At 43.4% G+C, this 17,248-nt stretch carries 17 protein-coding genes; 16 read left to right on the forward strand and 1 reads right to left on the reverse strand.

The window, feature by feature from the left end; genetic code table 11:
* Positions 1 to 18: 18 nt before the first annotated feature.
* The 16 genes from galU (at position 19) to AC3WQ3_RS04975 (ending at position 16,755) form a co-directional block, all read left to right on the forward strand.
* On the forward strand, positions 19 to 927 hold the full coding sequence (gene galU, locus AC3WQ3_RS04900; RefSeq protein ID WP_127538123.1) for a UTP--glucose-1-phosphate uridylyltransferase GalU: 909 nt from the start codon (positions 19 to 21) through the stop codon (positions 925 to 927).
* Complete coding sequence (locus tag AC3WQ3_RS04905; RefSeq protein ID WP_246058283.1) at positions 924 to 1,595, forward strand: sugar transferase; 672 nt, start codon at positions 924 to 926, stop codon at positions 1,593 to 1,595. Before galU ends, AC3WQ3_RS04905 begins: the two co-directional genes overlap by 4 nt.
* 10 nt (positions 1,596 to 1,605) lie before the next feature.
* Positions 1,606 to 2,577, forward strand: coding sequence for a UDP-glucuronic acid decarboxylase family protein (locus AC3WQ3_RS04910; RefSeq protein WP_318284002.1), 972 nt, complete (start codon positions 1,606 to 1,608; stop codon positions 2,575 to 2,577).
* Positions 2,578 to 2,602: 25 nt separating this feature from the next.
* Positions 2,603 to 3,796, forward strand: a complete 1,194-nt coding sequence (locus AC3WQ3_RS04915) for a glycosyltransferase family 4 protein (RefSeq protein ID WP_492471596.1) — start codon at positions 2,603 to 2,605, stop codon at positions 3,794 to 3,796.
* 1 nt (position 3,797) lies between these two features.
* Complete coding sequence (locus AC3WQ3_RS04920; protein WP_492471597.1) at positions 3,798 to 5,102, forward strand: O-antigen ligase family protein; 1,305 nt, start codon at positions 3,798 to 3,800, stop codon at positions 5,100 to 5,102.
* Entirely contained in the window at positions 5,099 to 6,262 is a 1,164-nt protein-coding gene (locus AC3WQ3_RS04925; protein ID WP_492471598.1) for a glycosyltransferase, read from the forward strand. The genes AC3WQ3_RS04920 and AC3WQ3_RS04925 overlap by 4 nt, the downstream gene beginning before the upstream one ends.
* Positions 6,255 to 7,337: a glycosyltransferase family 4 protein gene (locus AC3WQ3_RS04930; protein ID WP_164764236.1), complete on the forward strand. Its 1,083-nt coding sequence runs from the start codon at positions 6,255 to 6,257 to the stop codon at positions 7,335 to 7,337. The genes AC3WQ3_RS04925 and AC3WQ3_RS04930 overlap by 8 nt, the downstream gene beginning before the upstream one ends.
* Before the next feature lie 39 nt (positions 7,338 to 7,376).
* Positions 7,377 to 8,522 carry a glycosyltransferase family 4 protein gene (locus AC3WQ3_RS04935; RefSeq protein WP_492471599.1) on the forward strand — a complete coding sequence of 382 codons (1,146 nt, stop codon included), beginning with the start codon at positions 7,377 to 7,379 and terminating at the stop codon, positions 8,520 to 8,522.
* A gap of 31 nt (positions 8,523 to 8,553) precedes the next feature.
* Positions 8,554 to 9,450: a glycosyltransferase gene (locus AC3WQ3_RS04940; RefSeq protein WP_492471601.1), complete on the forward strand. Its 897-nt coding sequence runs from the start codon at positions 8,554 to 8,556 to the stop codon at positions 9,448 to 9,450.
* Positions 9,450 to 10,835 (forward strand): oligosaccharide flippase family protein, encoded by a 1,386-nt coding sequence (locus tag AC3WQ3_RS04945; protein ID WP_492471602.1) that lies wholly within the window; start codon positions 9,450 to 9,452, stop codon positions 10,833 to 10,835. Before AC3WQ3_RS04940 ends, AC3WQ3_RS04945 begins: the two co-directional genes overlap by 1 nt.
* Positions 10,801 to 11,802 (forward strand): polysaccharide pyruvyl transferase family protein, encoded by a 1,002-nt coding sequence (locus AC3WQ3_RS04950; protein WP_336781122.1) that lies wholly within the window; start codon positions 10,801 to 10,803, stop codon positions 11,800 to 11,802. The genes AC3WQ3_RS04945 and AC3WQ3_RS04950 overlap by 35 nt, the downstream gene beginning before the upstream one ends.
* A 60-nt stretch (positions 11,803 to 11,862) precedes the next feature.
* Entirely contained in the window at positions 11,863 to 13,257 is a 1,395-nt protein-coding gene (locus tag AC3WQ3_RS04955; RefSeq protein ID WP_492471603.1) for a sugar phosphate nucleotidyltransferase, read from the forward strand.
* Positions 13,254 to 14,585, forward strand: coding sequence for a UDP-glucose dehydrogenase family protein (locus AC3WQ3_RS04960; RefSeq protein ID WP_336781120.1), 1,332 nt, complete (start codon positions 13,254 to 13,256; stop codon positions 14,583 to 14,585). Before AC3WQ3_RS04955 ends, AC3WQ3_RS04960 begins: the two co-directional genes overlap by 4 nt.
* A gap of 35 nt (positions 14,586 to 14,620) precedes the next feature.
* Positions 14,621 to 15,538: an LCP family glycopolymer transferase gene (locus AC3WQ3_RS04965; protein WP_336781119.1), complete on the forward strand. Its 918-nt coding sequence runs from the start codon at positions 14,621 to 14,623 to the stop codon at positions 15,536 to 15,538.
* A 42-nt stretch (positions 15,539 to 15,580) separates the two neighbouring features.
* The gene (locus AC3WQ3_RS04970) at positions 15,581 to 16,132 is read left to right on the forward strand and encodes a VanZ family protein (protein WP_492471745.1); all 552 of its coding nucleotides are present in this window, start codon (positions 15,581 to 15,583) and stop codon (positions 16,130 to 16,132) included.
* 104 nt (positions 16,133 to 16,236) lie between these two features.
* Complete coding sequence (locus AC3WQ3_RS04975; RefSeq protein WP_492471604.1) at positions 16,237 to 16,755, forward strand: hypothetical protein; 519 nt, start codon at positions 16,237 to 16,239, stop codon at positions 16,753 to 16,755.
* 341 nt (positions 16,756 to 17,096) lie between these two features.
* Here AC3WQ3_RS04975 and AC3WQ3_RS04980 read toward each other — a convergent pair whose 3' ends face one another.
* On the reverse strand, positions 17,097 to 17,228 hold the full coding sequence (locus AC3WQ3_RS04980) for a hypothetical protein (protein WP_255248006.1): 132 nt from the start codon (positions 17,226 to 17,228) through the stop codon (positions 17,097 to 17,099).
* Positions 17,229 to 17,248: the final 20 nt, after the last annotated feature.

The following is a 17,248-nucleotide window of genomic DNA, read 5'->3' on the forward strand; positions in this document are numbered from 1 at the left end:
AAGGATAGGGTGGTATTTATGACTAAAGTGAGGAAAGCAATCATTCCCGCAGCAGGTTTGGGGACCCGATTTTTACCCGCTACAAAGGCAATGCCTAAAGAGATGCTCCCTATCGTAGACAAACCGACGATTCAATACATTGTGGAGGAAGCGGTAGCTTCCGGTATTGAGGATATTATTATCGTAACTGGCAAAGGGAAGCGTGCAATTGAGGATCATTTCGATAGTGCGTTTGAATTGGAGCACAATCTGCTGGAGAAAGGCAAGCTGGGTTTGCTGGAAGAAGTCCGGAAATCCTCCAACGTTGATATTCACTACATAAGGCAGAAGGAAGCCCTGGGACTGGGGCATGCAGTTTGGTGTGCCCGGAATTTTATCGGCAATGAGCCCTTTGCCGTGTTGCTTGGCGATGACATTGTCGTATCCGAAGTACCGTGCACGAAGCAGTTGATTCAACAATACGAGAAGGTTAACCAGTCGGTGCTTGGTGTGAAAACGGTAAGTCCAAGTGAAACCTATCGCTATGGAATTATTGATCCACTGCATACCGATGGAAGACTTTCATCAGTAAATAGTATGGTAGAGAAACCGCCACTCGGTTCTGCTCCTTCCAATCTCGCAATCATGGGCCGATACATTTTGACGCCTAAGGTATTCGAGTATCTGGAAGAGCAAAATGTGGGAGCTGGTGGTGAAATTCAGCTTACCGATGCTCTGCAAATGCTTAATCACGATGAAGGCATCAGCGCGTATGATTTCGAAGGTTCCCGTTTCGACGTGGGCGAGAAACTAGGATATATCCTGACTACGCTAGATTTTGCGTTGAAAAATAATGAGCTGCGTGCACCTGTCTTAATGGCGATTGAAGAGATCTTAATGAAGGAAAAATTGAACCAAGTGCTTGTTGCAGGAGGGGATGGTCTGTGAATCTCTCGGGACCAGAATATTATGGAAGCGGCGGAGAGGCCATTGCCAAGGAAGCCCATGGGAAACTGCTTGAACAGCCGTACTCCCAACGTGTAGGTGGGTACGCCGACGTTATGAAGCCGCTCATCGATTTCTTTGTAGCTGCTTTCCTATTACTGCTCACATCTCCGATCATGCTTGTTATTGCGGTAATGATCAAACTCGATTCCAAAGGACCTGTAATCTTTAAACAGGAGCGTTACGGAAAAAACGGAATCAAGTTTAATATTTATAAATTTAGAACGATGCGTACGGACGCACCGAAATATGGCTTATCTCCAACAACAAGTCATGATCCCAGAATCACCCGTCTGGGTCGCTTGCTTCGCAAGACGAGTCTGGATGAGCTGCCACAATTGCTTAACATTATCAAGGGTGATATGAGCTTTGTGGGTCCTAGACCTGAAATGAAGCGAATCGTAGAAGAAAGCTACACCGATTTGGAGCGCAGACGTTTTCTGGTAAAACCAGGTATTACCGGGTTATGGCAGGTGAGTGAAGCTCGCAAAGAGCCCATCCATCACAATCTGCAATATGATTTCCATTATATCTCCAACGTCTCGCTGCAGTTAGACATTAAAATTATCTTCAGAACGGCCATGGTAATGATTAAAAGCAATACATTTTGACGGACGGAGCGTGAACGTATTGAAACATATTGTAGTGACAGGGGCAGCCGGCTTTTTGGGATCCCACCTGGTCAAATCTTTAATTCATCAAGGTCATCAGGTTACAGGAATTGATAATCTGTCGACAGGCGTGTCCAGTAACCTGGAAGAGGTGGCGAACAGCCACCTTTTCCACTTTCAAGAAGCGGATGTCACTTTGGCAGCTTCACTCGATTTTCTGATTGATCAACCTGTGGATGAGGTGTATCATCTTGCGTCGCCAGCTTCACCCAAATTCTATCAAGCTGATTCAATTGGTACCATATGGGTGAACACGCAGGGCACCTATCACATGCTTGAGCTGGCCCGAACCAAGGGAGCAAAGTTTCTATTTTCAAGTACAAGTGAAGCTTATGGGGATCCTGAAGTGCATCCACAGCCTGAGAGTTATCGAGGGAATGTAAACACATGGGGACCGAGAGCCTGTTACGATGAGGCCAAACGTTTGGGCGAAGTTTTTTGTTATGAATACTACACGAAACACAGAGTTCCCGTTAAAGTAGCGCGAATATTTAATACGTATTCATCCGGTTTGCGGAATGATGATGGCCGTGTCATCTCCAATTTTGTAACCCAGGCACTGACAGGACAGGACATCACCGTTTATGGGGATGGCTCTCAAACCCGTTCGTTCTGCTATGTGGATGACAATATTCGTGGTCTGCAAAAAATGATGGAAACCGAAGAGGCGAATGGAGAGATTATTAATATCGGCAACCCGACGGAGTACACTGTCCTTGAAGTGGCGTATTTGGTAAAAAAGTTGGCCCAATCCGACAGTAAGCTGGTGTTCCAGCCTTTGCCTCAGGATGATCCCAAAGTTCGTCGTCCTGTGATTGATAAGGCACGTACCGTGCTCGGCTGGGAACCGGAAATATCACTGGAAACAGGACTGAAGTTAACGATTGAGAATGTTCGTGCCACATTGCAGGAAACTCCATGAAGCTAATCAAAGTGAGATGAGATGAGTGCATAAAATATTGATTGCCCACAGTTTGTATCCTCCGCATGTCATTGGCGGGGCAGAGATATCAACACAGATCCTCGCACAGACGCTGAGTCCCAGTTATCACGTGAAAGTCATGACTGTTGGCAGTCATAAGGATGGCGAAGTGATTACAGATACGATTAACGGGATTGAGATATTACGATTACCGTTTAACAATCGGTATTGGATCGGAGATTCAACCAAACAAGTATCCGCTCCGGATAAAGTGCTATGGCGAGTTCAGGATATTTTTAATAGGAAGCAGTATCAGCATATAAAACAATATCTTTTGCAGACTAAGCCCTCGGTAATTCATACTCAGAACATTCCGGGCCTAAGTCTGGCGATCTGGAAGGCAGCTTATGAACTTCATATTCCTGTGGTGCATACGTTGCGGGATTTCTCACTGATTGAACCCATTAAGATCGAGGCATACTCCAAAATATATAGACAAATTTCCAAAAGATATAGCCGGATGATCTCGGCAGTCATAGGCATATCAGGACATATCCTTAGAACTCATACAGGTCTGGGGTTATTTGAGCGTTCTTCCAAACATGTGATTCATAATATTGTCGAGAACAATGAAGAGGTACAGAATCTGTATGCCAGTAAACAGGTACATCATGATCAGCCTCTGCAAATTGGATATTTTGGGCAACTGACGGAAGTGAAGGGTGTTCAATATTTAATTGAAGCAGTAAAAAAACTAAATGAGCAAATTGTAGGTAAACTGTTCATTTTTGGGGATGGTCCAATGGTGGGGGAGTTAAAGGAAAAATCCGAATCAGACCCAAGAATTAAATTTATGGGAAAGTTGGATAAATCACAAATTCCCCTGAAGATGAGGGATATGGACCTGACTATTGTCCCTTCCACTTGGAATGAGCCCTTTGGCAGAGTAGTCATTGAATCTTATCAAGTGGGCACACCTATTTATGCTTCGAGGGTGGGAGGGATGCCAGAAATTCTACTGGATGCCGAACAATTCTCGTTTGCCCCCCACAGTGTAGAAGAAATTACGAAGTCCATTCTGCATTATTACAATCTGTCTGAGTCAGCGAAACAACGGTTGAAGAATCAATGCTTCGAGCACTGCCAGTCCTTTAATGAAGATTACCTTCTTAAAGAACATAGTGATATTTATGAAAAGCTAATCAGGCGTGGAGGTTAACATGCAAATGATATCCCTGAATGCCAGATCTCATCCACTCGTTCAGGTGAGATCGGATGCCCCATCCTCGCTATTTTTGGTTTCCATGCATATTTTGATCGTGTATTTATCCATTTATGGTTTGGTATCCATTTACGTGGATAATATCGTGATTAGAACGTTGAAAGATGTAGGTATGATCTTGGTTTCTCTTTTTGCACTGAGCAAAATGTATCGAGAACAAACCTCCTTTCTAAATCCGTTCTTGTTTGTGATGGGCTCAGTCATAGCGCTGGGCTCTTTGAATCTGTTCATGGGTTCGAGTGTGGTTACGCTCATCTATGGTCTGAAGATAACATTCTTACCTTTGATGATGATGTTCGCAGGTATGTTATTCGCTAAATACGGCGGATTCTACGCATTTGCCAGAACGAACTTTATTGTTTTCATTTTGTTGATTGTAGGATGGTTAATTCAGTATTCATTAGGCATAGAGAAGTTAATAACGATGGGGTTTGTTTATGGTGTAAATATCAAGAACTATCTGGAAGGTGTACCTCGGCTATCTTCCATTACCTATTCACCTGATGGTTATGCTTATACCTTACTAATTACGGGTCTAATTGCAGAGCGCATGAAGGCAGCTGTTAAATACAACCTGTTTCGAATAAGTATCCAATTCTTGACGATTAGCTTCCTGTTACTGTCGACCATTCGGTCGGCTTTGGTGCTGTGGATCGTATATCAAATTTTTATGTTTATTCTGAAAATCCGAAAGTACAACAAAAAGAACACATTGATACTTGGTATCACGTTTATGTTGTTGCCCATTGGTGTATTTGCTGGTACCCGCTTATTGGATTCTTATAACCTGTTGTCTGTCTCTTCCATGCTTGATCGATTCAATAGCTGGGGAAGCAGACTAACATCTCCGTTGTCCATGCATGGGGTGGTAGGTAACGGTATTGGTTCTGTTGGTGCTGCTAGTCGGCGAACGCACATGATCGGGTTGAACTCCAATAATTTTGCCGTGGATAATCAGATTTTTTCCTTTTATGAACAGACAGGATGGATAGGATTAATATACTTTGTTGTCTTGTTTACCATACTTGCTGTGGCGCTTATTCGTAAAATGGATATGCTACCATCTTCTGATAAAATTCGTTTGCCACAGATGGCTACCGCACTACTCGCCGGGATTGCGGCTTCAAGCTTAACTACAAATGTACTTGAAATGTTTCCAGCCAATATTTTTTTCTGGATTGTCATCGGTATGGCTCTTATAGGTTCTCATCATGAATATGATAAGTCACAGAAAGTGGGGTGAGCGCACTGAAGGTTTTGCATATTGGAGAGTACGTTGTAGGGGGGATGGCGACCTATCTTAACGAAGTTGTTGCATATCAGAGGCAACATTTTGACGTGTATCTGCTAATGAGTGCTTACAATAGCGCAACAAGTTTTGATTTGGAGTCAGATCATATTTTGCAATACAAATACAAGCGTCATCCCAAGCATTTTCTATCGGCGATGTGGCAAATTCATCAGACCATTCGCAAATTACAACCAGATATTATTCACATACACAGCTCATTTGCAGGATTGCTTGCAAGGAGCTTATTTTTTATTCAACCCAAAAAAGCCAGCATCTTTTATTGTTCTCATGGATGGGCTTTTCTTATGGATACGAAGCCGTTGTTCAAGAAGGGATATGCGTTCATCGAGAGGATTATGGCCTATAGAACGGATGTAATAATTAATATCTCTAAGCACGAGCTGGAAAGTTCCATAAAATTGGGTTTACCCGCCTCCAAGTCCAAGTTGGTGTATAACGGTGTACGTGAACGTGAAGATAATGGTGTGAATTCAATAAGCGAATTAGATCGTGATTCTGAAATGGTTCAGTTATTGTTTGTAGGCAGATATGATCGGCAGAAAGGGTTGGACCTGCTGTTACAAATATTAAATGAAAATCCTGAATTACAGCGTTATCTCCGTTTATATGTTATTGGGGATAGTGTGCTGGAACAGAATGAATGGAGCTTTCCGGACAATGTTATCCGTTTGGGTTGGGTAAACAATGCAGATATTGATCGCTATTATCAACAGTGTGATGCAGTAATCATGCCCTCTCGCTGGGAAGGGTTTGGACTGGTCGCTGTAGAGGCCATGAAGAATCGAAAACCCGTTATTGCAAGCCGGCGCGGAGCTCTGCCAGAACTGGTTGAGCACGGAGATAGCGGATATTTATTTGACATTGAACATTCTCATGAACTGCTGCACATTCTCAAAAACCTTAACAAGGATGAGTTGAAGAAGATGGGTGAAGCGGGATATGTCTTGTATAAGAATAAGTTTCACGCGGAACGAATGAACGAGGAGATTGTGAATCTCTATCACCATGCCCATGCAGGCCATGTGGCCCAAGGAGCCTCTGTATCGGGTCATTTTGAACTTTCTAAGAGAGCTGGAGATGTACATGACTAAAATATATATTAATGCCCGGTTTCTTACCCAAACGATTACTGGAGTACAGCGATATGCACTGGAACTTGTAAAAGAAATAGATGCAATGATTGAAAAGGGAGAAATTGATTCTTCCCAGTACGAGTTTTGTTTATTGTCACCCTCCAACATAGTTACCCAGCCAGATTTCAAGCACGTTCGTCACAAAGTGGTCGGTAAACTAAAGGGACACCTGTGGGAACAGCTGGAGCTGCCTTTTCACGCGAAGAATGGTCTCTTGATTAATCTATGTAACACGGGGCCGGCTTTTAACAAGAATCAGATCGTAACCATTCATGATGCTGCCGTTTTCAATTATCCTAACGCATTCTCATTTGCATTCCGCTCCTGGTACAAATTCCTGATGGTTCGTCTGGGCAAAACCTCAAAAAAAATCATCACGGTATCCCACTTTTCCAAGGGAGAGCTCATGCAGCACTGTAAAATAGCAGAGCACAAGCTGGCTGTCACTCATCTGGGCATCGATCATATTCATCGGAAAAAGGCTGCAGCAGGTACAAAAGAAAAATATGGGATTAAATCACCGTATATTCTGGCAGTTAGCACGATGAATCCTTATAAAAATTTTAATTTGATTTTTGATGTATTGCCCGAGATTGAGGCACATCATCTGAACGTAGTTATTGTCGGGTCCAAAAACAGCAAGGTTTTTGGCGAACAAGCATGGACTGAATCGGATGCAGTGAATTGGGTGGGCTATGTTACGGATGAAGAACTAAAGGCACTATATGAAGAAGCTGCCGGTTTTATTTTCCCATCTTTATACGAAGGTTTCGGTTTGCCGCCGCTGGAAGCAATGGCAACAGGCTGCCCGGTAATTGTATCTTCTCGTGCTTCCATTCCTGAAGTATGCGGGGATGCAGTTCTGTACTTTGATCCTAACCATCCCAAAGAAGCCGCTTCACGGTTAATTGAAATTACATCAGATCCAGATTTAAGCCAGCAATTGTCGTATAAAGGCAAACATCATTCAGGTCTATTTTCCTGGAACAAATGTGCAAAAGACACGGTGAATATCATTATGAGCACAGTGTAAATATTGAACCGATATGGTCTTTCAAGGGAGATAAATCGTATGACTAAAGTTTTTGTCGCAATTGATTTTCCGCCAGAAAAAGGAGGAATTCATGATTATGCCTATGGGCTTATCTCTCAGATTCCTTCAGAAGAGGTTACGGTTCTAACCAATAAAATCAAAGATACGGTGGAATCGAATCAGTTTGACCGGAAAGCTGACTTTGAGATCATTCGGAAGCGAATCTACTGGAACTCCAACAAGGTTCTGCTAATCCTATCTCAAGTTATCTTAATTCTGCAGCTTATTATTCTGAAATGGCGTAGAAAGACGAGTGAGATTCACTTTGTTAATGTGTTCCCGGTAGGGATTGCCGGGCCATTCATGAAAGCATTCTTTGGAGTGAAATATTTCCCCTACGTACACGGTCTCGATGTTATGGGTATGGTAAACAGCAGGCTATTTCCACTCTTAATGATGATTCTTAAACGGTCTGACAAGGTGATAGCGAATAGTCAGTATACCAAATCCAGGTTGATAGAACTGGGAATACATGAACATCAGATCGTGATCATCCCTCCAGGTCTGAATGTGAGTAAGTTAAGTGGTGCAGTCGAATCCGTGGAGGATGTTCGAGACAAGTATGATCTGCATGGTAAAAAAGTGATGATTACCGTCTCTCGTCTGGTGGAGCGCAAAGGGCATGATGTCACTCTCAAAGCAATCCGCCAAGTTATTAAGCATATTCCGAATCTTAAGTATCTAATATGTGGTGATGGTCCTTACAGAGGTGAATTAGAACGTTTGGTTAGCCTATACGGTCTCGATACCATAGTTGTTTTCACTGGTGGAATTACCGATCAGGAACTTCATCAATTATATGAATGTTCGGATATATTCATTATGCCCAGCCGTGATATTAAGGAGAAGGGTGATGTTGAAGGCTTTGGCATTGTGTTCCTTGAAGCCAATTATTATAAGTTGCCCGTCATTGCCGGTAATAGTGGAGGGATACCTGATGCAGTGAAGGATCAAGTTACAGGGTACTTGGTTGACCCAATGGATGATATCGAAATCGCCAACCGTATTGAGGAGTTAGTTGTGAACGAGAAGTTGGCTGAAGAAATGGGAAATAATGGACATAATTGGGTTATCAATCATTGCCTATGGTCACATCGTAGTCAATTGCTGAAAAAGTTGGCGTAACCTCATTAAATTGTATTTTTGGAGGGGAACTATGAGGGCTTCAATATCCATCTGTACACATAATAGGGCTGTTGACACCATGCAGGCCGTGGAAAGTGTTTTGAATGGGGATGCAGAATCAAAAGATTATGAGATTTTGGTAGTAGATAATAACTCGTCAGACAACACAAAGGAACTTTTTTACTCACATCATTTTCCTGAAAATGTTCGGTATATTTTTGAACCTCAATTGGGTCTGTCCTATGCGCGAAATAGATCTATCAAGGAAGCTAAAGGGGAGTTTATTTTATTTTTAGATGACGATGCACTGGCCTGTCCTTCTTGGATCAGAGAAATTATTCGCATATTCGACTTGAACTCAGAAATTGGCTGTGTGGGTGGGAAAATCATACCAATCTGGGAAGGTGGCAAGCCCGAATGGATACCGAACGATATCATCAGTTTATATACACTTATGGATTTCTCTGGTGATATAGTAGAAATGGAGGCGCCAGCTATTCCATTTGGTGCAAATGTTGCCTTCAGAATGAGCATTTTTGAGCAGATGCAGCCCTTCAGAGAAGATTTAGGGCGCGTAGGAAGTAATCTGATGTCTAGCGAAGAAAGTGAGCTTATTGGCCGGGTTCGATTAGAGTATAAAGTATTTTACAATCCATACGCAGTTGTTGAGCACAAAATTGCTAAAAGTAGACTTACAAAACGTTGGTTGTTAAGAAGAGTTTACTGGCAAGGAATTAGCGATGCTACCCGTTATCAAAAAAGCGGGTGGGGAATTTTTAAGCATGCAGCTAGAATTATTCAGGCAGTCTTATTAATTGTTATATCATTTAATAATGTTCAAAAGGTGATGAGTGAAATGGCAAAAATATCATACCGGAACGGAACAATTGTCGGTTCCTTCCGTAATGGCAGAGGATTGAACGCCTAATGAATATGGCCGTTGCCAAAAACAGACGTGACTACAGCATGATTCAAAACATTCTTATGACCAGTTTTGCCAATATTCTTATTATGGGTGTTACAACACTCACGTCCATTGTGACAGCCCGCATGTTTGGGGCTACGGGCAAAGGCGAGCTTGCCGCTGTGCTGTTCTGGCCTGCATTTATATCAGGACTTGCAGCTCTCGGGTTGCCAACTTCACTCATCTACAATGTTAAAAAACACAGTGATCAATTGCCGACATACATCAGCATGAGTTTTGCCGTTCAGCTTCCCATTAGTTTAATTGCTGGCATAATTAGTTGGTTTGGTATTCCCTTATGGCTTTCAGGATACTCTGAATCCGTAGTTACCATTGCACGCTGGTATACGGTCTCCATGGTCCCGGTTCTATTACTTATGGGAGTGCTTGCGGCATCAGCTCAAGGTACGGAAAAGTTCCATATTTATAATCTGTCCCGACTGCTTGCACCTCTTTTTAATTTGTTTGGACTTGTTGCATTATGGGCTGCAGGGTTATTAACTGTGGAGAAAGCCATCATGATCAGTTTTGCAGCCAATATTCTGGTTCTGCTTGGTTACATGTTCATGATGCGGCAACAGATTTTCGGTTCGATCAATCAATTAGTCTCTCAATTCAAAACCTGCATTCACCTGTTTAGTTACGGCATTCGAGTGTATGGAGTAGAGTTGTTAGGCACGTTGTATAACCAATTCGACAAAATTATTATTTTGGCGCTTTTAACACCGATGGATTTTGGATTATATTCTGTGGTTTATGCGCTGTCCCGCATGTTCAATGTAGTACAGATGGCAATCACGAATGTGATCTTTCCCAAAGTTGCAGGAATGGAACAGGAGAAAGTACTGACACTCGTAGGAAGAGCTTTTCGAATCAGTATGGTTCTTATGACGATCATCATCATACCCAGTATGCTGATTGGTCGTTTTTTTATTGGCTTACTATTTGGACCTGAATTTCTCCAGGCAAGCAGCACCTTTTATCTGCTTTCTCTTGAATGCATTGTAGGCGGGGGATCATGGATTCTGGCTTCGGCTTTTAATGCACTGGGTCGACCAGGCGTAATTGTTTTACGTCAGGTTATTGCACTTGGTGTGACGATTACCTTGTTTTTTGTGTTAACTCCGTTGTTCGGACTGTTTGGGATTGGCCTCGCCCTGTTACTGGGCTCATTTGTACGCATTCTGATGTCGCTCATATCCATATCTGTCATTTTTAAAATGCCGATTCGCAAAATGCTCTATGACCGAGCAGATATTTCATTTCTGAGGGATCGCTTAAGAGAGAAAAATATACTCAAAGGAGCCGGAAAAGATGCCAAACTTGCAAAGGACTCATCGCATGGATGAGTTGAAGAAGAAGCTTGAGCAGATCTTGGAGATCATGCCTCCCGAGTCCAAAATCTACTATATTGATTATCCTGTGCATAGCAATTGCGGCGATCTGTTGATCATGAAAGGAACGGAAGCCTTTTTCAAAGACTATCGAATAAAAGTTGCTGAACGTTACAGTGTTCACGATTTCAATGAACAAACGGTAATCCCGAAAGACCATATTATTGTCCTTCATGGTGGTGGGAATTTTGGTGATTTATACGAAGCCCACCAACGTCTCAGAGAAAACATCATACGAAAATATCCCGAGCATCGGATCATTATTCTTCCTCAAACGATCTTCTTCAAGGAAGAAACAGCTCTGCGAAAAACGGCTGAAGTATTCAGCCAACATTCCGATCTTCATCTGTTTGTACGAGATGAACCCTCTTATCAGATCGCAACGGAGAACTTTAAAGGGTGCCACGTTTCATTGATACCAGATATGGCACATCAATTGTGGCCGATCGAGAGAAATAGCTCTCCGCGCAAAGAACGATTGAATTTTTATAGAACAGATATCGAAAAAGCAGCAGAACCTTCTCATATGGCTGCAGATCAGCAAGGGGATTTTCTGGATTGGCCTACTCTGTATAATCGCTACGAGCGCAAACTGGTGTATTGGCTAGGGCTTGGACTTCGGAAAGGAAGAGGCAGACGGCTGCTTCAGAAGATCTGGATGAATTACAGTGATTATCTGGTCAACAAAGCAATTCGTTGTTTCAGTGAATATGAGATGATTCATTCTTCGAGATTGCATGGACATATCTTGTCCTGTTTGATGGCGAAGCCCAATCTTCTAATCGATAATTCATACGGGAAAAACTCCGGATATTATCGAATATGGACCCACCAGGTCAACACAGCAACATTAGATTTATCTTCTGCTAAGAAAAGTCCAACGATCGATCATAATTACATGGAGTCAACCGTGTCTGTTTAGCCTGCACATCCATTTCAAGGAGCATCCGTTTTTTGAAAAATATAGAGTGGAGTGATCATATTGCGAATCGTGCTTCTTTCTGGAGGATCAGGCAAAAGGTTATGGCCCTTATCCAATGATACACGTTCGAAGCAGTTCCTCAAGGTGCTTGAAGGACCTCAAGGGCAATCGGAATCAATGGTACAGCGTGTATGGCGGCAGCTGCAGCAAACGGGGTTGAGTGAACAGGCGACGATTGCTACGAGTAAGCCTCAAGTGGAAATTTTACGCAGTCAACTGGGAGAAGAAGTGGATCTGGTTGTTGAGCCAGAACGCAGGGATACCTTCCCGGCTATTGCTCTGACGGCTGTATATCTCTATTCGGTGCAAGGGGTAGGGCTGAATGAAACGGTAGCTATACTTCCGGTAGACCCATATGTGGAGGAATCTTTCTTTTACAAGGTTACCGAGCTAGAACAGGTGTTAGAAATTTCGGGTGCTGAATTGGCTTTGATTGGCGTACAGCCTACGTACCCTTCTGAAAAGTACGGTTATATTGTACCAGAACAACGATTAGCAACGAGGGATGAACCTATAGATTACGCCAAGGTATCCCGTTTTCAAGAAAAACCTCGCGAGGCTGAAGCGGCAGAGATGATCGAGCAATCTGCCCTTTGGAATTGCGGGGTTTTTGCGTTCAAGCTGAATTATCTGATTAATCTGCTGATCAAGCTTGAGCTGCCCATCCAGTATGAAGAGATGCTTAAGCAATATGGCAGACTGGAGAAAATCAGTTTCGACTATCAAGTCGTGGAAAAAGCATCTCAGATTGTCGTTACACCTTACGATGGATACTGGAAAGACTTGGGGACGTGGAATACGCTGACGGATGAGATGAGCACTAACATTGTGGGCAAGGGAGTCGTTACAGATAGTTCAGTAAACACACATCTGGTCAATGAGTTGAATATCCCGGTATGCGTACTGGGCGTTTCAAACGTGATTGTTGCTACGAGCCCGGATGGTATCTTGGTCAGCGAGAAAGAGTCTAGCCCACAAATTAAAGAACTTCTTAAAGATAGTACGGAACGTCCCATGTATGAAGAACGCCGCTGGGGCTGTTATAAAGTTCTTGATTATACACGGAATGCTCAGGGGGAAGAGGTACTCACCAAACGCATTATTATTGGGGCCGGTAAAAATTTATCTTACCAGTACCATCTGAAACGAAACGAAGTGTGGACAGTCGTTTCCGGGCAAGGTGAATTGATTCTCAACGGTGATATAAAACGGATTAATCAGGGCGATACCATTTCAATTCCGTCTGGCGGAAAACATAGTGTAAGAGCTATCACGGAACTTGAAATTATTGAAGTTCAGATGGGTAGCGAGTTGATCGAAGAGGATATTGTAAGAATTGAAATGGAATGGGCGGACATCATCCAAAATTGTGTGAACTGGGGGAAAACAAGATGAATATTGCGGTAATTGGAACAGGGTATGTAGGTCTTGTATCGGGAGTTTGCTTTTCTGAACTCGGCAATCGGGTCATCTGTGTAGATAACAATCAGGACAAGGTTGAAATGCTGAACGCAGGGGAAGTACCCATTTACGAGCCTGGACTCCAGGAACTCATGGTTGCCAACAAACGGGCAGGCAAATTATCCTTCACGTCCGATATCGCAGAGGCTATTCGTGAATCCGATATTATTTTTATCGCAGTCGGAACCCCCTCTTTGCCAAACGGCGAGGCCAATCTGGGATTTGTTGAGCAGGTGGCAATCGAGATTGGTACCCATCTGGAGAGCTATAAAATTGTTGTGACCAAGAGCACAGTGCCTGTGGGCACTAATGATCGCGTAAGAGAGCTCATCCAGAGTATCTCCACTCAACCATTTGATGTGGCTTCGGTACCTGAATTTTTACGGGAAGGTTCGGCTGTTAAGGATACACTGAACCCGGATCGTATCGTGATTGGTACGGACAGTGAACGAGCGATTCAAGCGCTCAAGAAACTTCACCGCCCATTAACCGAAAACTTGATCATTACGGACATTCGGTCGGCAGAGATGATTAAGTACGCGTCCAATGCATTCCTCGCAACGAAAATATCATTTATTAACGAAATCTCGAATATATGTGAGAAGGTTGGCGCAGATGTTACACGTGTAGCGGAAGGCATGGGGTATGATAAACGGATTGGTTCCTCATTCCTGAAAGCTGGCATTGGCTATGGTGGTTCCTGTTTCCCGAAAGATACACAGGCACTGATTCAGATTGCAGGCCAAGTGGATTATGATTTCAGATTATTGAAATCCGTAGTTCAGGTGAATCAGGATCAACGTTTCAATGTGATTCGCAAGCTTGAGGAAATTTTTGGAACCCTTAGTGGTAGAACCATTGCTATCTGGGGTCTTGCTTTTAAGCCTGATACAGATGATGTCAGGGACGCACCAGCTATTGATATTATTAGGTATTTGATGGAGGCCGGGGCTATTGTTAAGGCGTATGATCCGATTGCCACAACTAACTTCCGCAGAGAAGTTGATGCCGCCTCGATTGTTTGGGAAGAAAACCCCCTTCATGCAGCTAAAGGAGCCGATGCCCTTTGCGTGCTGACCGAGTGGAAGGAGTTCTCCCAAATGAATCTGAAGGAGCTTGCAAGCATGATGAATGAAGCGATCATGATTGACGGACGTAACGTGTACAACAAGGAACAGATTAAAGCCTCCGGATTCCAGTATTATTCTATAGGTCGTCCTGGGCTTAACCACGCTGAAGGCAAAGCGGCAGCAATCATCTAAACGGAAGATCATCATAACGTGAGTGAGGAAATACCATGAAAAAGTGGATGAAAATTTCGATCTGGGTGGTTTCCATTTTCGTCATTGCAGTGTTTGGGTATGCGACGTATCTATATCAATCCGTCAAATCTACGGCTGATCAGATCTATGAGCCGCGTGATCCTGCTCAGCCCGTGTCCATCTCGGACAGTAGAGGCGGGCTGCCTGTTGATATTAATAGTAAAGAGCCCTTCAATGCTCTTATTCTCGGGGTGGATGAACGCCCGAACGATCCAGGGCGCTCGGATACTATGATCGTATTAAGTGTGAATCCTAGCAAAAAACAAGTGCTTATGTTTAATATTCCGAGGGATACACGAACCGAGATTGTAGGCCACAACACAGAAGACAAAATCAATCATGCTTATGCCTTCGGCGGTGTAGACATGTCGGTGAAAACCGTGGAACAGTTTCTGGATGCCCCTATTCACTATTACATGAAGGTGGACATGGAAGGCTTTGCGAAAATCATTGATTTGGTCGGCGGTGTGGACGTAAATAATCCGTTTGCATTCGATTACGACGGCCGACGTTATGAACAGGGAAATATTCATCTGGATGGTGTGGCTGCGCTTGGTTTTTCAAGAATGCGGTATGATGATCCCCAAGGAGACTTAGGTCGTAATGGAAGACAACGTGAAGTATTGAAGCAAATGATGAAAAATACAATGCAGTTCTCCAGTGTACTCAATCTTCAAAATATGCTGGATGAGCTCGGGACACACGTCAGGACGGATCTGACGTTTGATGAAATGAAGGAACTTATTCTGGATTACCGCAGTGATCTTGAACATATTGATACAGTGGAAATCAAGGGCAAGGGCGAAAAAATCAATGGTATTTACTATTACATTGTGGAACAACAGGAACGGGATCGCATTCATGGAATAATTCAGGAGAATTTGCAGAAATAAAAGGTTTTGGATTGGGCAACGAAAGTGGTGATGACAATACGGATGGAGGAGGGCTCCAGAAAAAGGAGACACGGACGCAAACGGAGATTATACGGTTTTATCTTGTCCTTGTTGCTGGTTGCAGTTTGGATTTTGGTGATTTGGTCCATGTCCAAGCAATCTTATCAACAGCAGACCATTCAGCCTTGGCTGCATCAATTGTCCGAAAACGTCAAAATCGGATTTGCCTTGCCTGATGTACACTTCACTTACGGAGAGAATGACTATTCATTGAGACAGAGACCGTATGATTTTGCCGAGTTTATCTTTCGCAAGAGTGCACACTTGTTTGTCTATGCTGTGCTCGCAGTACTTGTCTACGGTGGACTGCGATACAGGAAAATGCGAATGGTGACCTCCATCGCTGCTTCGCTGGTTGTGGTGGCTATAATAGCCTCGATCGATGAATATATACAGCAGTTCAGCCCCAATCGAACAAGTTCGATACGTGATATCGGCGTGGATCTGATCGGCGGCAGCTGCGGGATTGCATTATATGTAATGATGAAGGCAGTGATCCGTAAATTAAGGCCTCGCCGATATTCGAGTTCTTGAGGATGATCTTAAACAAAGGGATTTCCCAGGAAATGCTCTTGTTCCTCCAGCTTCTACTTTCCTGCTATTCATCATAAGAATGGAGTAGGACAGGAGGGACGAACATGCTGCGCAGACGCAATCGAAATGCCTTGTTCAAAAAGATCGGATTCATCGCACTTGTGCTGTTGCTGCTATGGTTAATAGGCAGAACGATCCCATATCTCTTTCGTGCAGATGCGCCGGACGACGCTGCTTCGGTGGTTGAAGAGTTTTACAAGTACGAGCAGGCGGGCGATTTCGGCAGCTCATGGGAACTGTTTCACCCATTGATGAAAGAGCGTTTCTCCAAAAGTGCTTATTTACAGTCCAGGGCTCATATCTTCATGCAGCATTTTGGCGTGGAAACCTTTGAGTTTGAGATGGAAAAGCCCGAGCGGGAATTTGATGTAACGGTTATGGATGGCGTAAAGCCATTTCCCGAGGCATACAAGGTCGGAATAACCATGAAGTACAGAAGTACTTTTGGGCAATTAGACATTGTACAGACCTGTTACGTCGTGCAGGATGGACAGGAGTGGACACTGCTCTGGTATTACCCTGGCAAGGGCGAGGAACAGCATTCAAGTAAGAGCAGCGAGTGATTCCCATGATGTGGGATGGTAGTTTAATATACACCCATACTTTGCATCATATTGTATCATTGTTCCTATTTTAAGCTCTATAAATGCGAGACTTTTGTCGCATTTATAGAGCTTTTTTTGTGTTTCACTCTATTTTAAAGCCGTAAAGGGCTTGACAACCGTCCCGGGGTCAAGTAAATTACGAGATAGATACAAAATGTATCAAAATTCAGCTTCTAACGACAAATAACAGGGACTACATTGCTCCTTGTTGAGGGGAAGGAATTTCTGTGATCGAAACGAGCCGCTTTTACTGTGTCAGTTGTGGGATGATTGTGTCGGTTGGTAGAGGCTCTGTCGAATTAAAGGAAGAGGGCTATGGAGGCAATCACGTATTTCGCACCGGATTTTACCGGAGTGAGATGCCGCTTGGATGCTGTGGAGCGTGTCAGATCCATATGAAGCGTAAGGAGAACACCCAGTTTACGGGACATTATACCAAAGATTATGATAC

The organism is Paenibacillus sp. FW104-T2 (genome assembly GCF_058789975.1).

Coding starts and splice junctions, on each gene's coding strand:
- galU (WP_127538123.1), top strand. CDS start 19: ATGACTAAAGTGAGGAAAGCAATCATTCCCGCAGCAGGTTTGGGGACC.
- AC3WQ3_RS04920 (WP_492471597.1), top strand. CDS start 3,798: ATGCAAATGATATCCCTGAATGCCAGATCTCATCCACTCGTTCAGGTG.
- AC3WQ3_RS04930 (WP_164764236.1), top strand. CDS start 6,255: ATGACTAAAATATATATTAATGCCCGGTTTCTTACCCAAACGATTACT.
- AC3WQ3_RS04935 (WP_492471599.1), top strand. CDS start 7,377: ATGACTAAAGTTTTTGTCGCAATTGATTTTCCGCCAGAAAAAGGAGGA.
- AC3WQ3_RS04940 (WP_492471601.1), top strand. CDS start 8,554: ATGAGGGCTTCAATATCCATCTGTACACATAATAGGGCTGTTGACACC.
- AC3WQ3_RS04945 (WP_492471602.1), top strand. CDS start 9,450: ATGAATATGGCCGTTGCCAAAAACAGACGTGACTACAGCATGATTCAA.
- AC3WQ3_RS04950 (WP_336781122.1), top strand. CDS start 10,801: ATGCCAAACTTGCAAAGGACTCATCGCATGGATGAGTTGAAGAAGAAG.
- AC3WQ3_RS04960 (WP_336781120.1), top strand. CDS start 13,254: ATGAATATTGCGGTAATTGGAACAGGGTATGTAGGTCTTGTATCGGGA.
- AC3WQ3_RS04965 (WP_336781119.1), top strand. CDS start 14,621: ATGAAAAAGTGGATGAAAATTTCGATCTGGGTGGTTTCCATTTTCGTC.
- AC3WQ3_RS04970 (WP_492471745.1), top strand. CDS start 15,581: ATGGAGGAGGGCTCCAGAAAAAGGAGACACGGACGCAAACGGAGATTA.
- AC3WQ3_RS04975 (WP_492471604.1), top strand. CDS start 16,237: ATGCTGCGCAGACGCAATCGAAATGCCTTGTTCAAAAAGATCGGATTC.
- AC3WQ3_RS04980 (WP_255248006.1), bottom strand. CDS start 17,228: ATGTCCCGTAAACTGGGTGTTCTCCTTACGCTTCATATGGATCTGACA.